The 25,684-nt window shown below is 60.5% G+C and carries 29 protein-coding genes, 1 tRNA gene and 1 riboswitch; of the genes, 16 read left to right on the forward strand and 14 right to left on the reverse strand.

The annotated features are described in order from the left end of the window. Window positions 1-18 precede the first annotated feature (18 nt). A complete protein-coding gene (gene phoB / locus ACQZ6F_RS23600; protein ID WP_004128368.1) occupies window positions 19-702 on the forward strand; it encodes a phosphate regulon transcriptional regulator PhoB in 684 nt (227 codons plus the stop codon). Window positions 703-896: 194 nt separating this feature from the next. Here phoB and ACQZ6F_RS23605 read toward each other — a convergent pair whose 3' ends face one another. Further along, window positions 897-1,430, reverse strand: a complete 534-nt coding sequence (locus ACQZ6F_RS23605; protein ID WP_449094297.1) for a GcrA family cell cycle regulator — start codon at window positions 1,428-1,430, stop codon at window positions 897-899. Window positions 1,431-1,856: 426 nt separating this feature from the next. On the opposite strand from ACQZ6F_RS23605, the gene ACQZ6F_RS23610 reads away from it, so the two are divergent. The 3 genes from ACQZ6F_RS23610 to ACQZ6F_RS23620 all read left to right on the forward strand — a co-directional run bounded on the left by ACQZ6F_RS23610 (window position 1,857) and on the right by ACQZ6F_RS23620 (window position 5,084). Continuing rightward, window positions 1,857-3,056, forward strand: a complete 1,200-nt coding sequence (locus tag ACQZ6F_RS23610) for an aspartate aminotransferase family protein (protein WP_077468626.1) — start codon at window positions 1,857-1,859, stop codon at window positions 3,054-3,056. Window positions 3,057-3,129: 73 nt separating this feature from the next. Beyond that, the gene (gene argF / locus ACQZ6F_RS23615) at window positions 3,130-4,047 is read left to right on the forward strand and encodes an ornithine carbamoyltransferase (RefSeq protein ID WP_068397404.1); all 918 of its coding nucleotides are present in this window, start codon (window positions 3,130-3,132) and stop codon (window positions 4,045-4,047) included. Between the two features lie 47 nt (window positions 4,048-4,094). Continuing rightward, a complete protein-coding gene (locus ACQZ6F_RS23620; protein WP_068397403.1) occupies window positions 4,095-5,084 on the forward strand; it encodes an Hsp33 family molecular chaperone in 990 nt (329 codons plus the stop codon). A gap of 6 nt (window positions 5,085-5,090) precedes the next feature. Here ACQZ6F_RS23620 and apaG read toward each other — a convergent pair whose 3' ends face one another. Beyond that, window positions 5,091-5,483, reverse strand: coding sequence for a Co2+/Mg2+ efflux protein ApaG (apaG, locus tag ACQZ6F_RS23625; protein ID WP_077468627.1), 393 nt, complete (start codon window positions 5,481-5,483; stop codon window positions 5,091-5,093). A 615-nt stretch (window positions 5,484-6,098) separates the two neighbouring features. Here apaG and ACQZ6F_RS23630 point away from each other — a divergent pair. Further along, window positions 6,099-6,812 carry a DNA helicase gene (locus ACQZ6F_RS23630; protein ID WP_449094298.1) on the forward strand — a complete coding sequence of 238 codons (714 nt, stop codon included), beginning with the start codon at window positions 6,099-6,101 and terminating at the stop codon, window positions 6,810-6,812. Between the two features lie 73 nt (window positions 6,813-6,885). Here the strand turns inward: ACQZ6F_RS23630 and ACQZ6F_RS23635 are convergent, their stop codons facing one another. Continuing rightward, a complete protein-coding gene (locus tag ACQZ6F_RS23635; RefSeq protein WP_174070179.1) occupies window positions 6,886-8,073 on the reverse strand; it encodes an O-succinylhomoserine sulfhydrylase in 1,188 nt (395 codons plus the stop codon). A gap of 43 nt (window positions 8,074-8,116) precedes the next feature. Then, a riboswitch (SAM riboswitch) is annotated at window positions 8,117-8,195 on the reverse strand. 171 nt (window positions 8,196-8,366) lie between these two features. Between ACQZ6F_RS23635 and ACQZ6F_RS23640 the strand changes: the two genes are divergently transcribed. The 3 genes from ACQZ6F_RS23640 (at window position 8,367) to ACQZ6F_RS23650 (ending at window position 10,011) form a co-directional block, all read left to right on the forward strand. Continuing rightward, window positions 8,367-9,461 carry a 2'-deoxycytidine 5'-triphosphate deaminase gene (locus ACQZ6F_RS23640; RefSeq protein WP_077468630.1) on the forward strand — a complete coding sequence of 365 codons (1,095 nt, stop codon included), beginning with the start codon at window positions 8,367-8,369 and terminating at the stop codon, window positions 9,459-9,461. Between the two features lie 58 nt (window positions 9,462-9,519). Beyond that, window positions 9,520-9,593: transfer RNA gene (locus ACQZ6F_RS23645), tRNA-Gly, on the forward strand. A 40-nt stretch (window positions 9,594-9,633) separates the two neighbouring features. Next, a complete protein-coding gene (locus tag ACQZ6F_RS23650) occupies window positions 9,634-10,011 on the forward strand; it encodes a VOC family protein (protein WP_449094299.1) in 378 nt (125 codons plus the stop codon). A 13-nt stretch (window positions 10,012-10,024) separates the two neighbouring features. On the opposite strand, the gene ACQZ6F_RS23655 is transcribed toward ACQZ6F_RS23650, so the two are convergent. Then, the gene (locus ACQZ6F_RS23655) at window positions 10,025-10,927 is read right to left on the reverse strand and encodes a LysR family transcriptional regulator (RefSeq protein ID WP_449094300.1); all 903 of its coding nucleotides are present in this window, start codon (window positions 10,925-10,927) and stop codon (window positions 10,025-10,027) included. 101 nt (window positions 10,928-11,028) lie between these two features. Here ACQZ6F_RS23655 and ACQZ6F_RS23660 point away from each other — a divergent pair, with 101 nt between their 5' ends. The 3 genes from ACQZ6F_RS23660 (at window position 11,029) to ACQZ6F_RS23670 (ending at window position 13,972) form a co-directional block, all read left to right on the forward strand. Continuing rightward, window positions 11,029-12,255 (forward strand): MFS transporter, encoded by a 1,227-nt coding sequence (locus ACQZ6F_RS23660; RefSeq protein ID WP_077468633.1) that lies wholly within the window; start codon window positions 11,029-11,031, stop codon window positions 12,253-12,255. Between the two features lie 119 nt (window positions 12,256-12,374). Beyond that, window positions 12,375-12,962 (forward strand): acyltransferase, encoded by a 588-nt coding sequence (locus ACQZ6F_RS23665; protein WP_449094301.1) that lies wholly within the window; start codon window positions 12,375-12,377, stop codon window positions 12,960-12,962. 134 nt (window positions 12,963-13,096) lie between these two features. After that, window positions 13,097-13,972, forward strand: coding sequence for a transporter substrate-binding domain-containing protein (locus tag ACQZ6F_RS23670; RefSeq protein WP_449094302.1), 876 nt, complete (start codon window positions 13,097-13,099; stop codon window positions 13,970-13,972). A gap of 24 nt (window positions 13,973-13,996) precedes the next feature. Here the strand turns inward: ACQZ6F_RS23670 and ACQZ6F_RS23675 are convergent, their stop codons facing one another. The 4 genes from ACQZ6F_RS23675 to ACQZ6F_RS23690 all read right to left on the reverse strand — a co-directional run bounded on the left by ACQZ6F_RS23675 (window position 13,997) and on the right by ACQZ6F_RS23690 (window position 17,162). Beyond that, window positions 13,997-14,410 (reverse strand): tellurite resistance TerB family protein, encoded by a 414-nt coding sequence (locus ACQZ6F_RS23675; protein ID WP_068397371.1) that lies wholly within the window; start codon window positions 14,408-14,410, stop codon window positions 13,997-13,999. 182 nt (window positions 14,411-14,592) lie between these two features. Further along, window positions 14,593-15,915 (reverse strand): hypothetical protein, encoded by a 1,323-nt coding sequence (locus ACQZ6F_RS23680; RefSeq protein ID WP_449094303.1) that lies wholly within the window; start codon window positions 15,913-15,915, stop codon window positions 14,593-14,595. A 15-nt stretch (window positions 15,916-15,930) separates the two neighbouring features. Next, a complete protein-coding gene (locus ACQZ6F_RS23685) occupies window positions 15,931-16,596 on the reverse strand; it encodes a S24 family peptidase (RefSeq protein ID WP_077468636.1) in 666 nt (221 codons plus the stop codon). A gap of 137 nt (window positions 16,597-16,733) precedes the next feature. Continuing rightward, window positions 16,734-17,162 carry a hypothetical protein gene (locus ACQZ6F_RS23690; protein WP_449094304.1) on the reverse strand — a complete coding sequence of 143 codons (429 nt, stop codon included), beginning with the start codon at window positions 17,160-17,162 and terminating at the stop codon, window positions 16,734-16,736. 106 nt (window positions 17,163-17,268) lie between these two features. Between ACQZ6F_RS23690 and ACQZ6F_RS23695 the strand changes: the two genes are divergently transcribed. Both ACQZ6F_RS23695 and ACQZ6F_RS23700 read left to right on the forward strand, forming a co-directional pair. Further along, entirely contained in the window at window positions 17,269-17,625 is a 357-nt protein-coding gene (locus ACQZ6F_RS23695; protein ID WP_449094305.1) for a DUF952 domain-containing protein, read from the forward strand. Next, window positions 17,622-18,710, forward strand: a complete 1,089-nt coding sequence (locus ACQZ6F_RS23700) for a quinone-dependent dihydroorotate dehydrogenase (RefSeq protein ID WP_449094306.1) — start codon at window positions 17,622-17,624, stop codon at window positions 18,708-18,710. Before ACQZ6F_RS23695 ends, ACQZ6F_RS23700 begins: the two co-directional genes overlap by 4 nt. On the opposite strand, the gene ACQZ6F_RS23705 is transcribed toward ACQZ6F_RS23700, so the two are convergent. Genes ACQZ6F_RS23705 through ACQZ6F_RS23715 form a run of 3 tightly spaced genes read right to left on the reverse strand, consistent with a single transcriptional unit; the run spans window position 18,686 to window position 20,824 of the window. Then, window positions 18,686-20,035: an MATE family efflux transporter gene (locus ACQZ6F_RS23705; RefSeq protein ID WP_449094307.1), complete on the reverse strand. Its 1,350-nt coding sequence runs from the start codon at window positions 20,033-20,035 to the stop codon at window positions 18,686-18,688. The genes ACQZ6F_RS23700 and ACQZ6F_RS23705 overlap by 25 nt on opposite strands. Before the next feature lie 17 nt (window positions 20,036-20,052). After that, window positions 20,053-20,556: a CAP domain-containing protein gene (locus ACQZ6F_RS23710; RefSeq protein ID WP_449094308.1), complete on the reverse strand. Its 504-nt coding sequence runs from the start codon at window positions 20,554-20,556 to the stop codon at window positions 20,053-20,055. A gap of 1 nt (window position 20,557) precedes the next feature. Continuing rightward, a complete protein-coding gene (locus ACQZ6F_RS23715; protein ID WP_068397352.1) occupies window positions 20,558-20,824 on the reverse strand; it encodes a DUF6460 domain-containing protein in 267 nt (88 codons plus the stop codon). Window positions 20,825-20,986: 162 nt separating this feature from the next. On the opposite strand from ACQZ6F_RS23715, the gene ACQZ6F_RS23720 reads away from it, so the two are divergent. Both ACQZ6F_RS23720 and ACQZ6F_RS23725 read left to right on the forward strand, forming a co-directional pair. Further along, window positions 20,987-21,931 (forward strand): methyltransferase, encoded by a 945-nt coding sequence (locus ACQZ6F_RS23720; protein ID WP_449094309.1) that lies wholly within the window; start codon window positions 20,987-20,989, stop codon window positions 21,929-21,931. 106 nt (window positions 21,932-22,037) lie between these two features. Continuing rightward, window positions 22,038-22,673: a YitT family protein gene (locus tag ACQZ6F_RS23725; RefSeq protein ID WP_449094310.1), complete on the forward strand. Its 636-nt coding sequence runs from the start codon at window positions 22,038-22,040 to the stop codon at window positions 22,671-22,673. A gap of 12 nt (window positions 22,674-22,685) precedes the next feature. Here ACQZ6F_RS23725 and ACQZ6F_RS23730 read toward each other — a convergent pair whose 3' ends face one another. Further along, window positions 22,686-22,877, reverse strand: coding sequence for a DUF2735 domain-containing protein (locus ACQZ6F_RS23730; RefSeq protein ID WP_068397346.1), 192 nt, complete (start codon window positions 22,875-22,877; stop codon window positions 22,686-22,688). 442 nt (window positions 22,878-23,319) lie between these two features. On the opposite strand from ACQZ6F_RS23730, the gene ACQZ6F_RS23735 reads away from it, so the two are divergent. Further along, window positions 23,320-24,360, forward strand: coding sequence for a glutamine synthetase beta-grasp domain-containing protein (locus ACQZ6F_RS23735; protein WP_068397343.1), 1,041 nt, complete (start codon window positions 23,320-23,322; stop codon window positions 24,358-24,360). 87 nt (window positions 24,361-24,447) lie between these two features. Here ACQZ6F_RS23735 and ACQZ6F_RS23740 read toward each other — a convergent pair whose 3' ends face one another. Continuing rightward, the gene (locus tag ACQZ6F_RS23740; RefSeq protein WP_077468644.1) at window positions 24,448-24,909 is read right to left on the reverse strand and encodes a carboxymuconolactone decarboxylase family protein; all 462 of its coding nucleotides are present in this window, start codon (window positions 24,907-24,909) and stop codon (window positions 24,448-24,450) included. Window positions 24,910-24,941: 32 nt separating this feature from the next. Next, window positions 24,942-25,445, reverse strand: coding sequence for an RrF2 family transcriptional regulator (locus ACQZ6F_RS23745; protein ID WP_449094311.1), 504 nt, complete (start codon window positions 25,443-25,445; stop codon window positions 24,942-24,944). Window positions 25,446-25,684 lie beyond the last annotated feature (239 nt).

Genomic DNA, 25,684 nt, shown 5'->3' on the forward strand with positions numbered 1-25,684 from the left:
AAAGGAGACCATAGGCGCATGGTTCCGAGAGTTGCTGTTGTAGAAGACGAGGAAGCGCTCAGCGTTCTGCTGCGCTACAATCTCGAGGCCGAAGGCTTCGAGGTCGACACGATCCTCAGAGGCGATGAAGCCGAGTTGCGTCTCCAGGAGCGCATTCCCGATCTTCTGATCCTCGACTGGATGCTCCCCGGTGTATCCGGCATCGAGCTCTGCCGCCGGCTGCGCATGCGGCCGGAGACGGAGCGCCTGCCGATCATCATGCTGACGGCCCGCGGCGAGGAAAGCGAGCGCGTGCGCGGTCTTTCCACTGGCGCGGACGATTACGTCGTCAAGCCGTTCTCGACACCCGAGCTGATGGCTCGCGTCAAGGCGATGCTGCGGCGCGCCCGTCCGGAGGTTCTCTCCACGGTGTTGCGTTGTGGCGATATCGAGCTGGACCGCGAGACGCACCGCGTTCACCGCAAGAGCCGCGAAGTGCGGCTGGGACCGACCGAATTCCGTCTTCTGGAATTCCTGATGTCCTCGCCGGGCCGCGTCTTCTCGCGTTCGCAACTGCTCGACGGCGTGTGGGGGCATGATATCTATGTCGACGAACGCACGGTCGACGTGCATGTCGGTCGCCTGCGCAAGGCGCTCAACTTCTCCAATATGCAGGATGTCATCCGCACCGTTCGCGGCGCGGGCTACTCCATGGAGGCCTGAGCGGGAATACCCGATCAGGCACTCAACATTACAGCGCCACGCGTCTTTCAAGACGCGTTAAGGTCGCTGTAACATCTTAGAATTCTGCATAATTTTCCCTTAAATCGGTTCCGATTTAAGAAATTATGCAGTCGCGGCGGAAACAGAAAACGGGCCCCAAAGGGCCCGTTTCTTTATCTCAGTGATGAAGTGTCTCAGCCGCGCGGCTGAGCTGGCCTGCGCCGTTCATGCACCGGCTGGTAGGCCAGGCGCTGATGGTAGGTGCAGTAGGGCGATGAATCCGGGCTCTCGTTGCCGCAGAAGTGGAAATCGTCCTTCAGGGGATCGCCGACCGGCCACTTGCAGGTGCGCTCCGTCAGTTCCGTCAGGCCGAGACGCCGGGAGATCGGAACGACCACATTGGCGGCCGGACGATACTGGATCTCGTTGACCGTATCGATCTCGATCTCTTCCTTCAACATGGTTGCGCCCTGCTGGCGGGTAACCGTGCGGGTTGCGACGCGCGCCTGATAGTTCGAAGCCCGCGGTGCCGTGGCGTTGCGCTTCGGCGTGCGAGCTGCCGCCGTCGTGCCGCCGGCCTTCGCTCGACCGGGAAGGTTCAAGCGATGCACCTTGCCGATAACGGCGTTACGGCTGACGCCACCGAGCTGTGCCGCGATCTGGCTGGCGCTCAACCCTTCGGACCATAGCTTTTTCAGCTTCTCGACGCGTTCGTCTGTCCAATTCATGCCCTGTCTCCGCTGTCGCGTTTCCGATGGCAGAATCCCTCACCATTGCCTCGCATGGGGATCGAGGCACGAAACGCTCTAAAATTGTGGTGACTAGTTCCGCCGCATGCAGTCTAGCAATTGGTTTTTAACCTAGTGTGAGGCAGACTCCGTGACAAGAGTCGCGGGAATCTTGAGGAATCGATTTCGAGGTTTTCCCCAACTTGCTGTCCGGGCGTGGCATTTCTGCAATATGCGGCACCGAACGTATCCCTTTTGCGCGCAAGCACTTTCTCGCACCTGCTAAAGCGCCAGTTTTGTTGACATCGCGGTGCAAAACAACAATAGTGACCGGGCCGCCGCAAGGCGGCATTTTTGATTTTTTCGGACCCCTTTCGTAAAAACGAAGCGATTGGTCCTTAAAGTTGTGATCGAGGAGATATGGCCATGGCCGAGACCGCGCCGCTTTATGATACCTACATGCGAGCTCCGCTGCGGTTCGAGCGAGGCGAAGGCGTATGGTTGATCACTGAAAGCGGTGAACGCTATCTCGATTTTGCAGCCGGCGTGGCGGTCAATTCGCTCGGTCATGCTCATCCCCATCTTGTCGCCGAGCTGAAGGCGCAGGCTGACAAGGTTTGGCATCTGTCCAACCTCTACGAGGTGCCTGGTCAGGAAAAGCTGTCGAAGCGGCTGACGGAAGCCACTTTCGCCGACAAGGTGTTCTTTACGAATTCGGGTGCCGAAGCGTTGGAATGCGCCATCAAGACGGCGCGGCGCTATCAGTTCGCCAAGGGGCATCCTGAGAAGTTTCATATCATCACCTTCGAAGGTGCCTTCCATGGCCGTACCATCGCGACGATCGCGGCCGGCGGCCAGGAAAAGTATATCGAAGGCTTCGGTCCGAAGGCTCCCGGCTTCGATCAGGTACCGTTCGGTGATCTCGATGCCGTGCGCGCAGCCATTACCGAGGCGACGGGCGCTATCCTGATAGAGCCGGTGCAGGGCGAGGGTGGTATCCGCCCGGCGACCAATGAATTCCTGCGTGGTCTCCGCCAGATCTGCGACGAGCACGGCCTGCTGCTGGTTCTCGACGAGGTGCAGTCCGGCGTTGGTCGTACCGGCAAGCTCTTTGCCCACGAATGGGCTGGTATCAAGCCCGATATCATGGCGGTCGCAAAGGGTATCGGCGGCGGCTTTCCGCTCGGCGCATGCCTGGCAACGGCCGAAGCGGCTTCCGGCATGAAGGCCGGCACGCACGGATCGACCTATGGCGGCAATCCGCTGGCCATGGCAGTCGGCAATGCGGTGCTTGATATCGTGCTGGCCGATGGTTTCCTGGAACATGTGCGCGATATCGCACTGGTCTTCCGCCAGGGCCTCGCCTCGCTCAAGGATCGCTTCCCGGATATCATCGAGGATATTCGTGGCGAAGGCCTCATGCTTGGCATCAAGGCGGCTATCCCGCAGGCGGACCTCTTGCAGGCGATCCGCGCCGAACATCTGCTTGGTGTCCCGGCTGGCGATAATGTCATCCGTCTGTTGCCGCCGCTGATCGTCACCGCCGAGGAAGCGCGCGAAGGCCTTGCCCGTATCGAGCGCGCCGCAGAGCGCGCGCGCGCCGTTCGCGTCAAGAAATCGGCTTGAATTCAGCGCCCGCAGTCGGGGCGTTCGTGCCCCACGCGGGCGTTATTGTTTTTTCTGGAGTACAGGTAAGGACATGGCTTCTCCGAAACACTTTCTCGACCTCTCGGCCGTAGCAGCCGCCGATCTGCGCAACATCATCGATGATGCGATCGTGCGAAAGCAGGCACTGAAGGCCGGCACGGCCGACAAGCCGCTCGCCGGCAAGATGCTTGCGATGATCTTCGAGAAGCCTTCCACCCGCACACGCGTATCCTTCGACGTCGGCATGCGCCAGCTCGGCGGCGAGACGCTGTTCCTGTCGGGAACCGAGATGCAGCTCGGCCGCGCCGAGACGATCGGTGACACCGCGAAAGTATTGTCGCGCTATGTCGATGCGATCATGATCCGCACGACCGATCATTCGCGCCTGCTGGAGCTGGCGGAGCATGCGACGGTTCCCGTCATCAATGCGCTGACCGACGATACGCATCCCTGCCAGATCATGGCCGATATCATGACCTTCGAGGAACATCGCGGTCCGATCAAGGGCAAGACCGTTGCCTGGACCGGCGACGGCAACAATGTGCTGCATTCGCTGATCGAAGGCGCCGCGCGTTTCGGCTATCGCATGAACATGGCGGTACCCCTTGGTTCCGAGCCGAAGGATCACTATCTGAACTGGGCCCGCAACGAGGGCGCCGAAATCATGCTCTCGCATGATGCAGACCGTGCGGTCGCCGGCGTCGATTGCGTGGTAACCGATACCTGGGTTTCCATGAATCAGGAACACCGGGCTCGCGGTCACAACGTCTTCCAGCCCTATCAGGTCAACAAGGCTTTGATGGCACAGGCCGGCAAAGACGCGTTGTTCATGCATTGCCTGCCCGCTCACCGTGGGGAGGAAGTGACGGACGAGGTGATCGATGGCCCGCAATCCGTTGTTTTCGATGAGGCGGAAAACCGCCTTCATGCGCAAAAGTCGATTCTTGCTTGGTGCCTGGGCGCAATCTGAGGATAGGAAGCCGCGTTTGAGAGCGCGGGCGCAGTAGGAGTAAAGCAATGGCCGAAAATGCAGCCTCGCTGGGTCAGTTCGATTTTGCCGGTGACGATCACGTTGTGCCCTTCCAGGTCGAAGGGCTCGATGTGCGCGGCCGTGCCGTGCAGCTTGGTCCGTTGTTGGATGCAATCCTTGCCCGGCATGATTATCCGACGCCGGTGGCCCGCCTTTTGGCCGAGGCTATCGTTCTCACGGTCTTGCTCGGCACGTCGCTGAAGTTCGAAGGCAAGTTCACCGTACAGACGAAGGGCGACGGCCCGGTCGACCTGCTGGTCGCCGATTTTTCGACGCCTGAAAATGTCCGCGCCTATGCGCGCTTCAACGAAGAGGCACTGGCAAAGGCCGTTGCCGAAGGCCGCACCGAGCCGGAGCAGCTGCTCGGCAAGGGCGTTCTTGCCTTTACGATCGATCAGGGCCGCTACAGCCAGCCCTATCAAGGCATCGTTGCTCTCGATGGGGCTTCGCTCGAGGACATTGCCGGCACCTATTTCCGCCAGTCGGAGCAAATCCCGACGCGTGTACGCCTTGGTGCTGCAGAGCTCTTCGACCGTGATGAGAACGGCAAGCCGCGTCATCGCTGGCGGGCGGGCGGTCTGATCGCGCAGTTCCTGCCCGAGGCACCGGAGCGCATGCGCCTGCCGGATCTGCATGGCGGTGACGGCGATGAGCTCATCGGCAATCACGTCGAGGACGACGCCTGGGCCGAAGCACGCAGCCTCGTGGAGACCATCGACGCCGATGAATTGACGGATCCACTTGTCGGCACCGAACGCCTGCTGTTCCGCCTCTTCCATGAGCGCGGTGTGCGGGTCTATGAGCCGAAGGCGGTTTTTGACCGCTGTTCCTGCTCGCGCGACAAGCTGAAGGGTGTGTTGCAGGGTTTTTCGGCCGAGGAGATCGAGGCCAGCCAGGAGAACGGTGAAATAGCCGTCACCTGCGAGTTCTGCTCGACCACCTACCGCTTCGAAGTGGCTGAGGTAAACGCGGCCTGACGGAGCTCAGTTCAGCGTGCGCAGCAGATTGGGCGTATCGAGAGAGAAGGCGGGGATCTTGACATGGAACTGTTCCCCGTCGTCCGTCTCCATCTGGTAATGGCCGAACATCATGCCTGAAGGCGTGTCCAGCGGGCAGCCCGATGAGTATTCATAGGTGTCGCCGGGGTTGAGATGTGGCTGCTCGCCGACAACGCCTGGCCCCGTCACCTCATCCACGATACCGTTCATATCGGTGATGTGCCAGTAGCGCGTCACCAATTTGACGGACATCTTCGAATGATTGGAGATGACGATGCGGTATCCCCAAACATAGCGATCGTCGTCCGGATCGGATTGCTCCTCCAGATAGAATGGCTCTACGACAACTTCTATGTCGCGTGTTAAGGCGCGATACATGCCTGATTACCTTGCCACTGCTCTGAAGCGACGAGCGTTCTTACAAGCGCCACTTACGCTCCAGCATTTTTAAAGTCCGCGGCATATTACCCGCTTTCCATGCTTCCCGCAAAGTGCAGGATATCTAGCGGTATCCTATAACCAGCCCGTTCCGTCAAGGAATGGAATGATGAAAATTCTCATCGGCGATTGTTCCTTGGAGAATTGGAGATATTACGACAGAAAACGAAGACTATCAGGTTGCCGTCAAAAGTATCTCGCCTTACTTGTCCTTTAGTGTTTTCTACCATAGCTCCACTCGCTATGTCTTGGTGAGGTGGAAAGGCTTGGCATCATTTAGGGTGCACTTGAGGTTTGACTGCCATATCTGTCAGTCTCTCTTCGAAAACTCTCGGCCATGTGGAGCTCGGCTCGGCCTTCAGGTCTGCGAAAAGAACGTCCGCGCGATTTCCCGACGGTGGGATTTCGACTATCATCCGATTCTGGCATGGCCCGTGCCTCCCCCCTCCGTCCGGGAAAGTATACTTGATGCGGGGCTGTCGATCATCAAACCGACTGTTTGAGCGCCTGGCATAAGGAGGGGTTGCGGTCACTGCTCGCAATAGGAGGTTTACAATGAGGCTTTCCGCCCCTGTTTATCATTTGAAGCGCAAGGCACGGCTTTTGTCGCGCCAGCAGAATATCCCCCTGCACGCCGCACTGGATCACATCGCGGCTGGCGAGGGGTTTGGAGGTTGGAGCTTGCTTGCGTCCAAGACGCAGGCTGCCGTTTCCCCCGATGATTTCTTCTCGCTCTTGAGACCGGGTGATCTGGTGCTGGTCGGCGCACGTCCCGGCCAGGGCAAGACGCTGATGAGCCTCAAGCTCGCGGTAGGAGCCATGAAATCGGGCAATCGCAGCGCCTTCTTCACGCTCGAGGATACCGAAAAGGTCGTTCTGGATCGTTTCCGGATCATTGGCGTGGATCAGGCCGAGTTCAGGGAGTTGTTCGAACTCGACAGTTCCGACGCCATAAGTGCCGACTACATTGCAAATAAGCTGGCCTCGGCGCCACGCGGCACGCTGGCAGTCGTCGACTATCTGCAAATACTCGATCAGAAGCGGGAGAAGCCGGAACTGGAGACGCAGGTCCGCGCGCTGAAGACGTTCGCGCGTGAGACGGGCGTAATCATCGTGTTCATCTCGCAAATCGACCGTTCATACGATCCGGCGCTGAAACCCTTGCCCGATCTTGATGACGTTCGTCTGCCAAACCCGCTGGATCTGTCGCTTTTCGACAAGATGTTCTTCCTGCACGCCGGCAAGGTTCAATACAAGGCGGCGGGCTGACGACGACTGCATGGCTCCAATAGGAGCATGTCGAGCCGCCCGGAGAATCTCCGGGCGGCTTGAAGGAATAGTATCAGGCGGAAACCTGTTCCAGGGCGCGGGCGAAATCCTCGACCAGATCCTGGCTGTCCTCGATACCGGCGGAGAAGCGTACGGTACCCGGCGAAATGCCAAGCTCTGCGCGGGCCTCGTCGGTGAGGTTCTTGTGCGTCGTGGTGGCCGGATGGGTGATCAGGCTCTTCGAGTCGCCGAGATTGTTGGAAATCTTCACGATCTCCAATGCGTTCTGCAGCTTGAAGGCTGCTTCCTTGCCGCCCTTCAGCTCGAAAGCCACCAGCGTCGAGCCGCCGGTCATCTGTTTGGCGATGATGTCGGCCTGCGGATGGTCCTTGCGGCCGGGATAGATCACGCGAGCGACCTTGTTGCCCTGCTCGGCGAGGAAGTCAGCCACCTTGGCGGCATTCGCCGTCTGCTGCGCAACGCGCAGCGGCAGCGTTTCGATGCCCTTCAGCAGCGTCCAGGCGGTGAATGGCGACATGGCCGGACCGGTATGGCGGAAATAGTCCTGCAGGTTCTCGTCGATCCACTGCTTGTCGGAGAGGATGACACCGCCGAGCGAGCGGCCCTGGCCGTCAATATGTTTGGTAGCGGAGTAGACGACGATATGGGCGCCGAGTTCCAGAGGTTTCTGGAAGAGCGGGGTCGCGAAGACGTTGTCGACCACGACCTTGGCACCAATCTGGTTGGCAAGCTTGGCCACCGCAGCGATGTCAACGACTTCGAGCGTCGGATTGGTCGGGCTTTCCAGGAAGAACACCTTGGTGGTGGGGCGGATCGCCTTTTCCCAGTTCTCGACGAAACGACCGTCGACCAGCGTGCATTCGATGCCGTATTTCGGTGCCAGCGTCTCGACGACCCAGCGGCAGGAGCCGAAGAGGGCGCGGGCGGCAACGATATGGTCGCCGGCCTTCAGCTGGCAGAGGATCGCGGCGGTGACAGCGGCCATGCCCGAAGCCGTGGCGCGGGCATCTTCAGCGCCTTCCAGCGCGCACATGCGCTTTTCGAACATGTCGTTGGTCGGGCTGCCATAGCGGGCGTAGATGAAACCATCCGTCTCGCCCTTGAAGCGGGCTTCTGCCGCTTCCGAGGTGTCATAGACGAAGCCCTGGGTCAGATAGATTGCTTCGGATGTTTCGCCAAATTGCGAACGGAGCGTTCCGCCGTGAACGAGTTGGGTTGCGGGGCGCCAAGTCTTGCTCATGCCATCACCACTTTCAAAACAAAAAAACCGGCCGCAATTGCAGACCGGTTTCAACCCGGTCTTTTTAGCCACTTGTTTAACGTGGCTGCAAGCCGACCGGCCAAATCACCACGGGATAAGTTGCAATACTGCCGTTGATCGCTTGCGTCAATTCCCTGAGTTTGGTTTTGTCTGCGACAAATACTGCCCGCGCGTCTCTCTGGATGCGCTAAGGTCGCAGTAACGTTTTGAATCAGCCCGCAGGCATACAAGTCGAATATGGATTTGCAGGCGTATGGGCTGGGGAAAGAGGCATGATGGCTCGCAATACAGGAATTCTAGCGGATCGCGCCATTGCGGCGCTCTTTGACGCCGGACGGCTGACGAGCGAAAGAGAGCTGGACGTCGATCAGATCCAGCCGGCAAGCCTTGACCTGCGCCTCGGTTCCCATGCCTTCCGCGTTCGCGCCAGCTTCATGCCCGGTCCGTCGCATCTGGTTGCCGACAAGCTCGACTGGCTGAAGTTGCATGTCGTCGATCTCTCCGAAGGTGCGGTGCTGGAAACCGGCTGCGTCTATATCGTGCCGCTGATGGAGCGGCTGGACTTGCCGGCCGATATGTCGGCCTCGGCCAATCCGAAGAGTTCGACAGGCCGCCTCGATATCTTCACCCGCGTCATCACCGACCGGGCGCAGGAGTTCGACAAGATCCCGGCCGGCTATTCCGGCCCGCTCTATCTCGAAATCAGCCCGCGCACCTTTCCGATCGTCGTTCGCCGTGGTTCGCGCCTGTCGCAGATCCGTTTCCGCGTCGGCCAGGCTCTGCTTGACGAGCCGGAACTGCTGGCACTGCACGAGACCGAGACGCTCGTCGCCAGCAAAAAGCCGAACATCACCGGTGGCGGCATCGCGCTGTCGATCGATCTTGCCGGCGATAAGGAAGGCCTGATCGGCTATCGCGGCAAACACCACACGGCCGTCGTCGATGTCGACAAGAAGGCCCAGCACGATATCTTCGATTTCTGGGAGCCGCTTTATAGCCGCGGCCGCACCGAGCTGATCCTCGATCCCGACGAATTCTACATCCTCGTTTCGCGCGAGGCCGTTCATGTGCCGCCGCATTATGCCGCCGAGATGACGCCGTTCGATCCGCTGGTCGGCGAATTCCGCGTCCATTATGCCGGCTTCTTCGATCCCGGCTTCGGTCATGCCCCGGCCGGCGGCCGTGGCAGCCGCGCTGTGCTCGAAGTGCGCAGCCATGAAGTGCCTTTCATCCTCGAGGATGGCCAGATCGTCGGCCGCCTGATCTACGAACACATGCTGGAGCAGCCAAGCAGCCTCTACGGCTCCGGCCTCGGCTCGAACTATCAGGCACAGGGCCTGAAGCTGTCCAAGCACTTCCGGCTCTAGGCATCTATCGTCCGGCCTTGACAGTGGCCGCCAACTGTTGGACATCTCGGGATGTCAGGCGGGTGTAGCTCAATGGTAGAGCAGCAGCTTCCCAAGCTGAATACGAGGGTTCGATTCCCTTCACCCGCTCCAGCTTCCTTCCATCGTCAATGATCTCAGGGATGCGCTCGACATGTTTGATCTCATAACCATCGAAGTGAGCGATCTGGAGAAGACCAAGGCGTTCTATGAGCGCGCTTTCGAGCCGCTGGGTTACGGCTTGTCCTTTGGCAAGGAAGGTGTTTTCTGGGCGTTCGACGTTGGCGACGGCAGCCTGTTCGAGATCCAGCATACGGGCAGCAAGCCGCCTCTGACGCATTTGCATGTTGCCTTTCGCGTCGGCAGCAGGGCCGAGGTCGATGCATTTTATCGCGCCGCTCTGGAAGCGGGAGCCGAGGACAATGGCGCTCCCGGACCCTGGCCGGAATATATGGCGGATTATTATGCCTGCTTCATTCTGGACCCGGATGGCTACAACATTGAAGCGATGATCAACAAGCCGGGTGCTTGAGATCGAAACCAGTTCAGAAACTGGCTCTGTCTTTCAAAGCCTCCGTCAGCGCTTCGCCGAAGATGGCGATCGGCCGGGCGAGGCGTCCAGCCGGTGGGCGATGCACCAACCAGTTGACGACCCTCGGGCTGAAATCCGGCGCCTCGATGACCTCGATGGAATTGCGCCAGCGGCTGCCTGATAGCGCCGCTGGCGTCAAGACGCCGATGCCGAGGCCGCGCGATACCAGCGACATGCGTAAATCGGCACTCATGGCCTCGACGGCGACGTCGAACGGCAGCCGCTCTGCCTCGAAGCGATGATGAATGAAGGCGCGGAAGCCGCAACCGCTCTGGTTCATGATCCAGGGAAAGCGGGAGAGCTCATCGAGTTTCGGCGCCTTGGGAACTCCGAGCGAAGGCGATGCGACGAGAATGACGTTATGGATCCCCAGCATGTCGCCGACGACATTATCCGGCGGCTCCGTGCCCTCCGCCAGACAGACGGTTGCGGCATCCAGCTGGCTATGCGCGACCTGCTCGATGAGCTGCGGCGACCAGCCGGAGACGATGCGCAATGTCAGTTGCGGAAACTGGCTGCGGAGTTGATCGAGCGGGGCCGAGAGCGCCGCCTCCGAGAGATAGGGCATGACGCCGAGGCGGAATTCGCCGCTGATCGCGCCACCCGGGGAAACGCCGGCCTTGAGATCATCGAGCGAGCGCAGGACACGACGTCCATGCTCGTAAGCCTCTCGCCCTGCCGCGGTCGGCTTGAGCGGCTTGGACTGGCGGTCGAGCAGGGCGATGCCGAGGCTATCCTCGAGGCTCTGTATCCGCCGGGTGATGCCCGGCTGGGTCAGGTTGATGCGTGCGGAAGCGGCAACGATCGATCCGGTTTCCACCACGGCGACAAAGGCTTCGAGATCATGAATGTTCATGAGGAACTCGCATAATCATTATTAGCTCATTTCAATTGCCGCATTATGCAACAAAGCGATAAAGATGGCTAACAATATTATTTAAGCTCATTGGAGAATCCATGGCTCAGGTCCCCGAATGCATTGCCAGCGAGCCGGAGGACGAGGCGTCCGAGACGGTTTTGGCCCCTCCGACATTGTTGTTCGCCATCGCCACCGGCGTCATCATCACCAATCTTTTCGCGCCGCAGACGCTTGTCGGCATCATCGGCCCGTCGCTTGGTTTTTCTGAAAGCGGCGCGGGCCTCGTGGCGATGGCCTCCCTGCTTGGCTATGCCGCCGGCCTGTTTTTCCTGGTGCCTCTCGCCGACCTGATGGAAAACCGCCAGCTGGTGCTGCGCATGCTCGTCTCGGCCATGGTAATGGCTATCGCTGCTGCCTTTGCGCCGACAGGATGGAGCCTCCTCATCTTCCTGTTCCTCCTGGGCGCGGCCTGTTCCGCCATCCAGATTCTCGTGCCGATCGCCGCCGCCATGACGCCGCCGGAGCATCGTGGCCGGGTCATCGGCAATGTCATGAGCGGCGTCATGGTCGGCATATTGGTGTCGCGGCCACTGGCGAGCCTGGTTGCCGATTTCTGGGGCTGGAGGAGTTTCTATGCCATCAGTGCTGCAGCCCTTGCGCTTCTTGCCGCCGTGCTCGCCCTGCGCCTGCCCGAACGGCGCCCCCTGGTGAGTTCCAGCTACGGCGCCCTGATCGGCTCGTTGTTCCAGCTGCTGCGCGATGAGCCGATACTGCGGCTGCGCGCCTTTACCGCCGCCTTGATGATGGCGAGCTTCAGCCTGTTTTGGACCTCTGTCGCCCTGCGGCTGGTGCAGCCGCCATTCTCGCTCGGCCAGTCCGGCATCGCGCTGTTTGCGCTGGTTGGAGCCGGCGGCGCTGCCGCCACCTCTCCCTTCGGTCGCATGGGCGACAGGGGCTGGACGCGGATAGCAACATTTGTATCACGCCTGATTATGCTTGCCGCCCTGGCATTGGCCGCCTGGGTGGGCGGAATACGGTCCGGTGATCCGCTGACCCTGCTGATCCTGCTTGGTGTCAGTGCCGTCATGCTCGACGTCGGCGTCACCGGCGACCAGACCTTGGGACGCCGCGCCGTCAACCTCCTCAATCCGGAGGCGCGAGGGCGGATCAACGGTCTCTTCGTCGGCATCTTCTTTCTTGGTGGCGCACTTGGTTCGGCGCTTGCCGGCACGGTGTGGGACTTTGGCGGCTGGGTCGCAGTCTGCGCAGCAGCGGCCGGCTTTGGCGTTATCGCCTTGATTACGGGCTTTGTCGCGCGCAACTGACAGTGCAATGCGGGTAGCCAACACTTGCGCTACCCCTCCGGCATCGCCATCTTCTAGCCCATTCAGGTGGGGGCCGGAAAAGCATGAGAAAACGAGCGCCCCTTGTCAGGAGCGTTTGAATGCGTGGCATAGCATGGCTTTACAGGCTGAGGGCTCTTTTCAAGAGCGGTGTGCTTGAGATCGGCCGAAGTACGAAAGTTCCGCTCGACACCAGGATTATCTGGAAGCGTGGTGACGTTCGCATTGGCGAAAGAGTCCATTTCCGCAGGGGCGTCGTCATCGATGCACAAGAAGGCAGCATCGAAGTCGGCAACCACGTCTCCTTCAACGAATACAGCATCCTGCTAGGCCGTGGCGGCATTTCCATAGGCAATGACGTGCGGATTGCCGCCCATGCCATGGTGGTGTCCTTCGATCATAATTTCGATGATCTCACGCAGCCCATTCGCCTGCAGGGCGTGACGAAGAAACCGATCGTCATTGAAGATGACGTGTGGATCGGGGCGGGAGCGAAGATCCTGGGCGGCGCACACATCGCACGAGGGTGCGTCATCGGCGCGAATGCCGTCGTCAAGGGAAAGACGGAGCCCTATGGGATCTATGTCGGCGCGCCGGCAAGATTGCTGAAGCGGCGCGGAGAAAAAACTAACCCGACAACCGAAAATATCGAGCTGCTGCCCGCTGCGAAAATATCGGCGAACCGATAGGCCGCCCGCTTGGTCAGCTATGGCTCGTTCTATCCCTTCGGCCATGGCGCGATATTCCCCCTGCGACGTGACTCTGCTAAACCGGATTCGTGAATCAAGGATGTGCAGCCACGACCGGAGGCCGGATCAAGACCATGCGTGTTTGCCTTTCGTCGATGATCTCCACCGCCCGGCTTTTGACGCACGCAACATTGATTGCGATCTCTTGCGCTCTGCCGCTCTCCGCCCAGGAGGCAAAGCCGCCCAGTTTGCCGATCCTGTTCGATGCCCGGGAGCGACTGCCGAAACCCGACCTGTCTACGCTGGTGAGGCTGCGGTTCCTGACATCGGTCGATTTCCCGCCCTTCAACTTCCTCGATCAGAACGGTAAGCTCACGGGCTTTCACGTCGAGCTCGCCCGCAAGATCTGCGACGAGCTCGCCATCGCGGACAAGTGCCAGATCCAGGCTCTGCCCTTCAATGAATTGCAGGGTGCGCTTTCCGCCTCGCAGGGCGATGCAGTGATATCAGGCGTCGCAGTGACGCCCGAGCTGCGCAAGAGCTTCGCTTTTTCCCGTCCCTTCCTGATGCTGCCGGCGCGTTTCGTGCGCAATCTCAAGGCGCCGATCAATGGAACGACGGCGGCCTCGCTTGCCGGGCACCCGGTCGGCGTGGTCAAGGGCACCGTGCATGAGGCGATGATGACCGCCTTTTTCCCCGCGATCAAGCCGGTGCCGTTTGACGACAAGGATGCGCTTCTCGCTGCCGTCAGGGATGGCAAGGTCGACGCTGCGCTTGCCGATGGCCTGCAGCTATCTTTCTGGGTGTCGTCACCGGCGGCCGAAAAATGCTGTGCCCTTTTCGACGGGCCGTACATGTCTCAGCAGTTCCTCGGCGAAGGCATGACGATCATGTTGCGCCAGCAGGATGCCGATCTGACGGCCGCCATCAACCATGCGCTGGCGACGCTTTCGCGCGATGGCAGGCTGCAGGAAATCTATCTGCGCTACTTCCCATATGGGCTCTACTGACGAGAGCAGTTTCAGGAAAACGCTCTAGGCCTTGCGGTAGCGGGCAATCGCGCTGCGCTCGATGGCGGCACAGGTCAGCTTGTCGAGGCCGAGACGGTCGCGGAGCAGGCTGAGGAGACGCAGTTCCTCGGCCTTGACCGACAGGTCGGCCGAGGCGACTTCCACGGCAAGCGCATAGGCGGTGTCGTAGAGCCGGGCCGGCAGCGTATCGCGCACGGTTTCGAGCACGATATCGAGGCCTTCGCTGCCCGACAGCAGCTTGGCACAGTCGCGGGAGACGGCGATCAGTTTCTCGTCGTCAAAACCCTTGAAAACCGGCAGTGCGTGGATGAGTTCCCCGATGCGGCTGAGCTCGCGGTCGTTCATCGTTCGGTCGACGGCCGAAGCCAGCACCATGACGTAGATCAGGGCCTCGTGAGCAGAAAGCGGCTTGTTCATGACAGGCGAAGTCCTTTGAATTTGGCAGACTGAAAAGTCGCGCGTCTCATGGCAAAAGTTACTGCATAATTCCTTAAATCGGAATCGATTTAAGGGTAAAGTTATGCAGCAGATTTAAAGTGCTGCAGCGACCTTTGCGCGTCATATATGACGCCCGGCGCTGTAGTGGCGGAAGCAAGGCATCAGATTGGATTGAGCGGATCTTCCTTGGGCAGGGCCGGCCCAAGCGTCGACTTTCCATTCTTGCGCGGATCGTCGCCGTACATGCCGCGCTTTTTCTGCTTGGCCTCATCGACAAGCGCGACCAGCGGCGAGCCGGGTTCCGGATCGGCCCAGCCGAAGCGGACCAGCCAGGAGCTGAGATCGATGCGGACGTAGCGGCACGCACCGGTCACCGTGCCGGTCCAGGTCGCGCTCGGCAGATCGCAGTCGATGGATCGCCCGCGCAGATACATGCGGAATGCCGTGCGGGCGGCCTGACCGCAAGGCCAGTCCTTGCCGCTCGAGCTGGTGCACATGCGGTCGACATCGGTCGGGATGATGCCGACGAGCCGCACGCTCTTGCCCGCGATCGTAACTATGCCGGCCTGATCGGAAAAGGGGCGGTTGAGTTCGATGGAAGTCGTCTGCTCTTGCGGCTTTTGCGCCGGACCCAGCGAGGCCTGTTCCGATTGAAGTTGGGATTCTGGCTGGGGCTGGGCTTGGGGCGGAAGGGTTCGATGAGCCGATGCCGCGAGCTCCCTGTCGATCTGATCGGCTGGGATACGGTTGTCTGGTGCGGGATCTGCCTTGGCTTGATCTGTGCCGGCAGCTTGCGGGGATGCCGGCGTTGCGCTGGAGGCTTCGGGAGCGACGTCGGCGGGCTTCGGAATTTCGGCGGCAGCGGTTTCAGTGCTTTTTGCGGCGTCCGAGGTTGCGGGTACCGGCTGAGCCTCGCCCGGCTTTGCCGACGCGTCGTTCGACTGCGCTGGGTCTGTGGCGGCTTTGGTCTCGGGCGGTGCCGCTGGCTGCGCGGTTGCTGCCTTGTTGTCTTCGGTCTTGGCCGTATCGCCGTCTTGCGTTTTCACAGCATCGTCGTTTGTAGGTGCCGGAGTCGCAGCGGCAGCTGCCGCTACGGCCGCCTCGGAGAGCTGGGAGCTCCCATCCGGCGTGGCGAGTGAAGCCGGCGCGGCAACTGTCGGCGCCACCTTGTCCGGCACCGTCTCCGTTGCGGGCTTGGCAGGTTGCGTCTTTGCCTGGTCTTCCGGTTGTGGCTTGCTGGCGGCAGCATCGTCCTGCTTGGCTGTTTCGGCCGGCTTCGGCGTCTCGGCATTCTTGGGCGGCGTGAGGTCGGCCTTGGCTGTTTCCGCGGGAGCGGGTGCTGGAGCCGGACGGTTGTCCGCCATCGTGTTGCTGCTGCGGCCAGGCAAGGAAAACCCATGCTCGCCAAGCTGGAGCACAATCAGGGTCAACCATGAACCGATCACCGCGCCTGCCACACCTGCAAGCAAAATATCACGACGCATACCGAGAAAACTTTCCTATTGGCTGGCCCATATGATCCGGGCAATCCATTCCACATCCGCCAGCTCGAAGCTGCGATTGGGATGTTCGGGGTTGAGCGACAGTAGCTCGATAGACCGCGCGCTCTGCCTCAGCAAGACCTTGGCCATCACTTCGCCTTCACGGGTCTTGACCACGACCCGATCGTTTTTCCTGATTTGAGCCCCAGGCTCGACGATCAGAATATCGCCATCGCGATAGAGCGGCAGCATGCTTTCGCCCTGCACCTCCAGCGCATAGGCGCCGGTCCTGTGCCCGGCGGCCGCGGGAAATTCCACCATGTCCCAGCCCTGACCGGCCGGAAAACCGCCATCGTCGAAGAAGCCGCCGGCACCCGCCTGGGCAAAGCCGATGAGCGGAATGGAGCTGCCGGGCGAGGAAATTCCGTTTGCTGGCGCAGTATCCGTTACCGCGCCCGGCCGGATGAAGCTCAGAAACTGCTCGAGACTCGCTCCCGTAGCCTCCAGCACCTTGGCGATCGATTCTGTCGAGGGCCAGCGCAGGCGCCCATCCTGGCTCAATCGCTTCGACTTGTTGAAGGAGGTGGCATCGAGCCCGGCGCGGCGTGCCAGACCGGAGGGCGTCAGGGCGTGCCGCTCGGCAAGCCTGTCGATCGCACCCCATATCTGCTCATGTGACAGCATCGCCGCTCAGCATCTGTACGCCGGCTTATCCGGCTCAACTCGTTTAAAAAATGTTAACCGAGGCGTATGGGCGAGTAAAGACCGGCATAGGAATAGGATCCTTTATCCCCGTGCTTTGCCAGCCGGATTTCCTGGCTTCACGTCTTCTGCGGCAGCGGCTTGGTATCCGGCTGCTCGCTCTGGAATTCCTTTGCCATGCCCATGAAGCCGCGCATGAATTTCTGCATGATGCCGAGTGTGCGGTCGACATCGGCGTCGCTTGGCAGGCTTGATCCCTTGTTCGAGGCAACGGTCTTTTCCAGCTTCGTCACGCGGTCGGAAAGGCGGTCCAGCTCGTCGTCATAGGCGGCGCGCTCGTCGGCCGCCATGCGGCAGACGAGGTTGCCTGTCTGATCCTGGCAGATGGACATCGCGCCGGTCTGCCGGTCGAGGCGGACGAAATGATCGCCGCTGCGCTCCAGCTGGAAGCGTGCCGTATCCTGTTCGGCTGACAGAGCCGGCGTTGAGAGAAGAAGAGCGGCTGGCAAAAGCATGGCTGCAAGGCCGATTTTCAGTTCCTTCGTCATGTCATCCCCCGGATTTTCTGCGTTAAAATCTCAAATCCACCACGGAAACCGTGGACATTGGCCGATGTTTTCGTGCAAAGCCCTATCACGACAGGTTTACATAGGGATGATGACCGCCATGCCAGTGGTTTACAAGATCGTGCCGGATGCCCTCTGGCAACAAGCCAGACAAACCGGCGTTTTTCATGGCGCGGCAATCGACCTGACCGACGGTTTCATTCATCTCTCCACGGCCAAACAGGCGGTGAAAACCGCTGAGCTTTATTTCGCCGGCCAGACGGGCCTGCTGCTGGTGGCGGTCGCTGGCGATGCGCTTGGCGACAAACTGGTCTTCGAACCCTCGCGCGGCGGTGACCTCTTCCCGCATCTCTATGCGCCTCTGCCGCTTTCCGCCGTGCTCTGGGAGAAGCCGCTGCCGATCGGCGCCGATGGCGCGCATGTCTTTCCGGAGATGGCTGAATGATCGACGCCTTTCGCGACCTCGGCCGACGCGGCCTCTTTCTTTTTGATCCGGAAACGGCGCACGGCATGTCGATTGCAGCGTTGAAGTCCGGCCTCGTGCCGACCTGCCGCCTCAAAGCCGATCCGCGTCTGCGCCAGACCGTGGCCGGGCTCGACTTCGCCAATCCCATCGGCATGGCGGCCGGCTTTGACAAGAATGCCGAGGTGCCGGAAGCGCTTTTGAGGCTCGGCTTCGGCTTTACAGAAATCGGCACGGTGACGCCGAAGGCTCAAGCCGGCAATCCACGCCCGCGCATTTTCCGCCTTATCGAGGATGAGGGCGTCATCAATCGTCTCGGCTTCAACAATGAAGGCCATGAGGCGGCTCTTCGCCGGCTGCAGGCTGTTCGCAGTGGCGGCATCATCGGCGTCAATATCGGTGCGAACAAGGACAGCGCTGACCGCATCGCCGACTATGTCGCCGGTATCCGCCGCTTCTATTCCGTCGCACGCTATTTCACCGCAAATATATCTTCGCCCAATACGCCGGGCCTGCGCGATCTGCAGGGACGCGAGAGCCTCGCGGTGCTGCTGTCGGCCGTGCTCGCCGCGCGAGACGAAGAGGCAGCGAAGGCCGGCAAACGCATCCCGGTCTTCTTGAAGATCGCGCCTGATCTGACCGAAGAGGGCATGGACGATATCGCGGCGGAAGCCCTGTCGCATGCGCTTGATGGCCTGATCGTCTCCAACACCACGCTTTCGCGCGACGGGTTGAAGGATCAGCGGCAGGCGAAGGAGGCAGGCGGCCTTTCCGGCAAGCCGGTCTTCGAGAAGTCGACCGCCGTCTTGGCGAAGATGCGCCGCCGCGTCGGCAGTGCGCTGCCGATCATCGGGGTCGGCGGTGTTTCCTCGGCCGAAACGGCACTCGAGAAGATCAAGGCGGGCGCCGATCTGGTGCAGCTTTATTCCTGCATGGTCTATGAAGGCCCGGGCCTGGCAGGTCAGATCGTCTCTGGCCTGTCGAAGCTCATCGACCGCGAGCGCGTTGGCTCGATCCGCGATCTCCGCGACACCAGGCTGGACTACTGGGCGAACCGGAACGTCTGATCGGCCCGCGTCTTCAGCCCCATGGCGAGAAAAATGCCGCGGAACAGCAGAAAGGCATTCATGGCCATCCACAGGCCGTGATTGCCGAGTGTCGGCACCAGGACCGCGAGCGCCACGAGGTAGCCGCCGAAGGACATCAGCATCTTGTTGCGCATCTCGCGTGACCATGTGGCGCCGATGAAGACCCCATCCATCAGGAAGGCGAGCGCGCCGGTGAGGCCGGTGACGGCCGCCCATGGCAGATAGGTTTCGGCAGCGAGGCGCACCTCCTCCGAGGTCGTCAGCAGGTGGATCAATGCCGGGCCGAGGGTGAAGAAGAAGATGGCGGCGGCAAGCGCCAGCCCGAAGGACCAGAATCCGGTCAGCTTTAATCCGCGCTCGAAGGCCGGCCGATAATTGGCGCCGATCGAGCGGCCGGTGATCTGCTCGGCCGCGTTTGCCAGTCCATCGAGATAATAGCCTGACAGCAGGAAGAAGTTCATCAGCACCGCATTGGCCGCCAGGATGACTGCGCCAAAACTGTTGCCGATGCGCGTCATCAGCGTGAAGGCGCCGATCAGCACGAAGGTCCGGATGAGAATATCGCGATTGAGCGCGAAGAGCTGCGTGAGCTTGGCGCGCGACAGAAGTTCGGCGCGTGCCGGCCGCTTCTCTCCGGCAAAGCTCCGCAGCACGATGGCAAGCCCCAGCAGCGTGCCGCTGGCCTCGCCGATCAGCGTGCCCCAGGCGACGCCGGCGACGCCCCAGCCGAGCCACAGGCCAAGCCAGATCGCCAGCACGATGTTCACGCCGTTGATGACGGTTTGCAACAGCAGCCCGATACCGCCCTGGCCGCGGCCGAGCACGAAGCCGAGCAGCGCATAATTGGCAAGCGCCGCCGGGCCGGAGAGCATGCGGATGGAAAAATAGGTGCGCGTCGCCTCGGCGATGGCGCCTTGCGGCCCCATCAAGGCGATGCCGAGCCAGAGAAGCACGGGTGAGAGCAGCACGATCAGGGTGCCGGAGCCGAGCGCCGAGATCATGGCACGCCAGAAGACGGCTTGCTGCTCGTGCCGGTCTCGGCGGCCATAGGCCTGGGCGGTAAGGCCCGTGGTCGAGGCGCGCAGGAAGTTGAAGCTTGCGAAGATGAGATCGAACAGCACCGCGCCGATCGCGAGCCCCGCCAGCGCATCCGGCTGGCCGAGATGGCCGACCACGGCGGTGTCGACCAGGCCGAGCAGCGGCGTCGTCATGAAGCCGAGGGTCATCGGGAGCGCGATCGACAGCACGAGCCGATGCGTCACGTCGAAGGGCAGGCCCCTTCTTTCTCCCTCTTGAATATCCATGTCTGCTTTGTGCCTCCTCAATCCGAGGACAGCACCATGGACCAATAAGGCTTGCCACCGGAAGAGGGGGAAGAGGAGAGAGCGACACCAAGCCCGTCATATTTGCCGAGCATGTTGTGCAAATGCTTCGGCGAATTGATCCAGGCCGTGACCGCGGCGTTCACGTCGCGCTGGCCCTCGGCGATGTTCTCGGCGGCCGGCAGCTTGACGCCGCTTGCCTTGACGCGCTTGCCGAAATCGTCGCCGATGCCGATCAGATGCTCCATCTTGCCGGCATCCGCCATGCGCCGCGCCTGGTAGGCGGCGGCGTTGCTGGCGGCGGCATCGATCTTCAGCGGCGGCAGCCCGTTCTTGGCGCGCAGCGCATTGACGAGCGGCAGAGCCGACGCGGTCTGGTCGCTGGCCGGCGTATTGGAAACGCGGGTAGGCGGCGTGGCGCAACTGGCGATGGAGGCGGCGAGCGCAAGCGCGGCGAGGCGCAGCGCATAGCGGCGCGAGTAATTTAGTGTCTGGGAATTCATGTCAGCGGCGATGATTGAACAATCGGAGGATGATGAAGAGCGGGATGACGATGGTTGCCCCGAGCATCAGATAATCGCCGAATTCGCCCAGCGCCGCAAAGCCGCTGTGCCAGAGATCGACGACGAAGCGGCGGAAGCCATACAGGAAATCGAGCGGCCGCCAGCCGAAGAACTTCATGAGGAAGCCGACGACGAGTGACACGACGATGAGCTTCACCACCGTGCGTCCCGGCGAATCGCCGAGAAATCTGTTCACCTGATCGGACATGCTGACGTCTCCATAATGGCAGTCGGTTTTGAGATAGGGCTGCGGCCCGCAACGCGCAAGCGCTTTTGCCCGGCACTCACCTCAAACACGCGTCTGCCTGAAATAGGACTTGAGTTTTTTTGTGGCCGCGTCCAAAGCCGGTCGTCAAACAGGATGAAAACCATGCTGCCGAGCCAGCTTTCCTCCGGCGATGTCATTGCCGACCGCCGTGCCGATTACGCCAGGATGCTTGCGGAAAGCGGTGAGCCCGCCAGCGCCGCCGAATTGATGGAGCAGGCGCTGGAGCTGGCGCCGGGCTGGGCTGCCGGCTGGTTCACCCTTGCCACCTATCGCGAAAAGGCTGGCGATGCGCCGGGCGCGATCACGGCGCTGAATGAGGTGCTCGCGCTCGATGCGGGCGATGTCTTCGGCGCCCGCCTGAAGCTTGCAGTTCTCGGTGGCGCCGATATGCCCGACCGGCCGCCGAGCCTCTATGTCGAGCGGCTGTTCGATGACTACGCCGATCGCTTCGAGACTTCATTGGTCGGGAAGCTTGGCTATAGCGTGCCCGGCAAGCTTGCGGCTCTGATTGCCGGGGCGGCGGATATTCCCGAGCATTTTCGCCTCGCCGTCGATCTCGGTTGCGGCACGGGGCTTTTCGGGCCGGAGATACGCGGCCGTGTGGATCGGCTCGAGGGCTACGATCTGTCGAAGGGCATGCTCGCAAAGGCTGCCGAGAAGCACGTCTATGATCATCTCGGTCAGGCGGATCTGTCGCTGGAGCCTTCGTTGTCGGGCATTTTTGACGCCGGGCTCGCGCCGGCGCGTGCGGACCTGATCACCGCCGCCGATGTCCTGATGTATCTGGGCAATCTGCAAGGGGTGATGGCGATCGTGCGTGAGCTGGCGGCTGACGGGGCCGTCTTCGCCTTTTCGGTCGAGGATGCAGAGCAGCCGGCGGGCTATGTGCTGCGCGATTCCCTGCGTTTTGCCCATTCGGAGGCCTATGTCAGGGAGGTATTGGCCACGCATGGCTTTGCGGTGCAAGATTTGTCACGCAGCGTCATTCGCATGGATGGCGGAAAACCGATCCATGGCATTCTGTTCATTACGCGCAAATCCGCCTGATTATTCGAATCTTGCGAATATCAAATAGGTCAGCATTGCTTACATATTTTCTCTTGATTGTAACCGAGGCTTTCAGCAGAAAGCCCGGGAACAAAGGGGAAAGCACATGGCGAACGCAAGGAGCGCTTTTGGCGTCTGGAACACATCCGCGACCCGGCATTCGCTGGTCGAGGACATCCAGGGCATATTTTCCGGAAGTCTGGTTTCGGCGCTTGGGCTTTTCTGCCTTTCGAGCGCGGGTCTTTTGACCGGCAGTACTGCCGGCGTCGCCTTCTTGCTGCATTATGCCATCGGCGTGAATTTCGGCCTGGCCTTCTTCGTGGTCAACCTGCCGTTCTTCTATCTGTCGCTGAAGCAGCTCGGTCCCGCCTTCACCTTCAAGACCTTCATCGCTATTGCTTTGACCTCGCTGCTTTCCAATCTGCAGCCGCTCCTGTTCAACGTTGCCCATATCAATCCGCTATGGTCGGCGCTTCTCGGCGGCATCCTGCTGGGCTTCGGCCTGCTCGCGCTTTATCGCCACCGAGCGAGCCTCGGCGGTGTCGGCATATTGGGGATTTATCTGCAGGAGCGTTTCGGCATCAGGGCAGGGCTGGTGCAGCTTGCGGTCGACCTGTGCGTACTCGCAGTCGCCTTCGCGGTGACCACGCCTTTCGTGGTCATCTGCTCGGTATTGGGCGCAATCGCCCTCAATCTCTTCCTCGCGATCAATCACCGCTCGGATCGTTACATCGCCTTGTAAGGGGCCAGCGATTTACTGTTTGCGGGTCTCGTCGGATTCAACGATCGCGGCTTCGTGATACCAGCTGTCAAATGCAGCCGTCGCGATGCTTGCGCCGATATCGGGCGTGAGGTTGACCTTCGGGCGCTGGTTCACCGCCGTCGGGCGGGCCGCAACGGGAAACTGATAGATCTTTGCCGTTTCATGGCGAGCAATGAATGCCATTCGCTGTCTCTCCCTTTTGGTTTTCAAGCGGGCGCGCTTGAAGAGACAACTCATATATAGCAAACCCCAAGGCAAATATCAGCATTTTGCTCAAAAAAAATGCTAAACGTTGAAATTATAGGCAATTCCCTTTTGGCGAGACCCGCCGCCGCTGTTTCCACCTGCCAATTTTCCAGGCTGAACCCCACCGATAGGGGTGCGACAAGTTGGCAGCCCTCTGGTGTCGGGCAGCTCGCGATTCGAAAAGAATCCGGCATTTAGCGCCCGGAAATTCCCGCAAAAGCTCCAGAATTGTAAAAACTTCGCGGATCGAATGGGATGTCTGCGCGATCTGGCATGTCAAATGCATGTCATATGGCAGCCGCTTGTAGTGAAGGTTTTTTCGGCGGGCGCGCCGGCAAATTTTTCTACTTCGCCTGATTAACTGTTATGAGGTGCGTTAATGACGAAATATAAGCTCGAGTACATCTGGCTCGACGGGTACACCCCGGTGCCGAATCTGCGCGGTAAAACGCAGGTCAAGGAATTTGCCGATTTCCCGACGCTCGAACAGCTTCCGCTTTGGGGCTTCGATGGTTCGTCGACGCTGCAGGCCGAAGGCCGTAGCTCGGATTGCGTGCTGAAGCCCGTCGCCATCTATCCGGACCCGGCTCGCACCAACGGCGTACTCGTCATGTGCGAAGTCATGATGCCGGATGGCGTTACGCCGCATGCATCCAACAGCCGCGCAACCATCCTCGATGACGAAGATGCATGGTTCGGCTTCGAGCAGGAATACTTCTTCTATAAGGACGGCCGTCCGCTCGGCTTCCCGGAATCCGGCTACCCGGCTCCGCAGGGTCCGTATTACACCGGCGTCGGCTACAGCAATGTCGGTGACATCGCTCGCGAAATCGTCGAAGAGCATCTCGATCTTTGCCTGGAAGCCGGCATCAACCACGAAGGCATCAATGCCGAAGTGGCCAAGGGCCAGTGGGAATTCCAGATTTTCGGCAAGGGCTCCAAGCGCGCTGCCGACCAGATCTGGATGGCTCGCTACCTGCTGCAGCGCCTGACGGAAAAGTACGGCATCGACATCGAGTTCCATTGCAAGCCGCTCGGCGACACCGACTGGAACGGCTCGGGCATGCACTGCAACTTCTCGACCAAGTTCATGCGCGAAGTCGGCGGCAAGGCCTATTTCGAAGCGTTGATGGCTCAGTTCGACAAGAACCTCGAAGCTCACATCGCCGTCTACGGTCCGGACAATGACAAGCGTCTGACCGGCAAGCACGAAACGGCTCCGTGGAACAAGTTCAGCTATGGCGTTGCCGACCGCGGCGCTTCGATCCGCGTTCCGCACTCCTTCGTCAAGAACGACTACAAGGGCTACCTCGAAGATCGTCGCCCGAACTCGCAAGGCGACCCCTACCAGATCGCTTCGCAGGTTCTGAAGACCATCTCGGAAGTCTCGACTGAAGGCTTCGCTTCGGCTGCTGCCTGATTATAGTCGATCTCGGTTCGCTGAGGTGAAGACAAACGAAAAGCGCGGGATTTCGGTCCCGCGCTTTTTGCGTTCTGGAGGCTGGCTTCAAGCTGCCTTGTGCGGCGCATCGATCGGATGCTGCGAGCGGAAACCGACGGCAAGGCGGTTCCAGACGTTGATCGTGGCGATCGCGACGGTGATCTTGACGATGTCCTCTTCGCTGAAATGCTGCTTCAGCGGCTCGTAGTCCGAATCCGGTATGCCCGTCTGGGCAATCTTGGTGACGGAATCGACCCAGCGGAGCAGGGCACGCTCGCGATCGTCATAAACGGGCGATTCCCACCAGACGCACATCAGGTTGATCCACTGCTCGCTGAGGCCGTCGTGCCGGGCTTCCTTCACATGCATGTCGACGCAGTAGGCGCAGCCATTGATCTGCGAGGCACGAAGCTTGATCAGGTGGATGAAGCGGCGCTCAAGGCCCGAGTTCTGGACGAAGTTTTCCAGCGCGGCGACGGCCTTGTAGGAGTCGGGCGAGGCTTTGGCAAAATTGAAACGGGGATGCATGGTCTTCTCCTTGGGCTTTGGTTCTTGCGGGTTCAGTTTTTGGTCTTACGTTCATGGATCTCGAGAAAGGCGCAGCCCCTGGCATTGATGCCGCCGTCCGTATCCGTCTCGCGGAGATCGGTCAGCACATCGGCGATGCTCGTCTTGGCCAGTTCGGCCCGATAGACGCGTTCGGCTGCCAGCATCGCGATGTTGATGCCGCATGGCTTGACGAAATAGCGCCCCTCCAGCGGGTTCGGGCCGCGTTGCCGGATTTCCGAACAGCGAAAGGCCGGCGCCGGACCTTCGGCAGCCAGCACGATGTCAAGCAGGGTGATGGCCTCCGGCTTTCGCGCGAGCCGATAGCCGCCCTTCGGTCCCGGCACGGTATCGAGAATGCCGGCACCCGAAAGCGCCTGCAGATGCTTCAAGAGATAACTGACCGAGACGCCGTGAAATTCGGCAAGGGCCGCCGCCGAAAGCACGCTGCCATCCGACAGACCCGCCAGCATGCTGACGCAGTGGATGGATTGTTCGACACCGTCTCCGAGCTTCATGTCTTGGCCGCCTCTCTAATCATGGATATTTTTTATCTATGATTATTTTGGGAGTCAATTCCTTTTTTGAAGCGAGGCTGGAGGTAACTAAGTTCGGCATATGCCGTGCGCCCGATACCCCCCTCTGTCACTGTCGTGACATCTCCCCCACATGGGGGGAGATCGTTTGGAGCATGCAGCAACGCTTCCACAGGCATCTTGTTTTAATCCCTGCAGACACAATGTTTGTTTGAGGCAAG

The sequence above is a fragment of the Rhizobium sp. A22-96 genome (assembly GCF_053521805.1).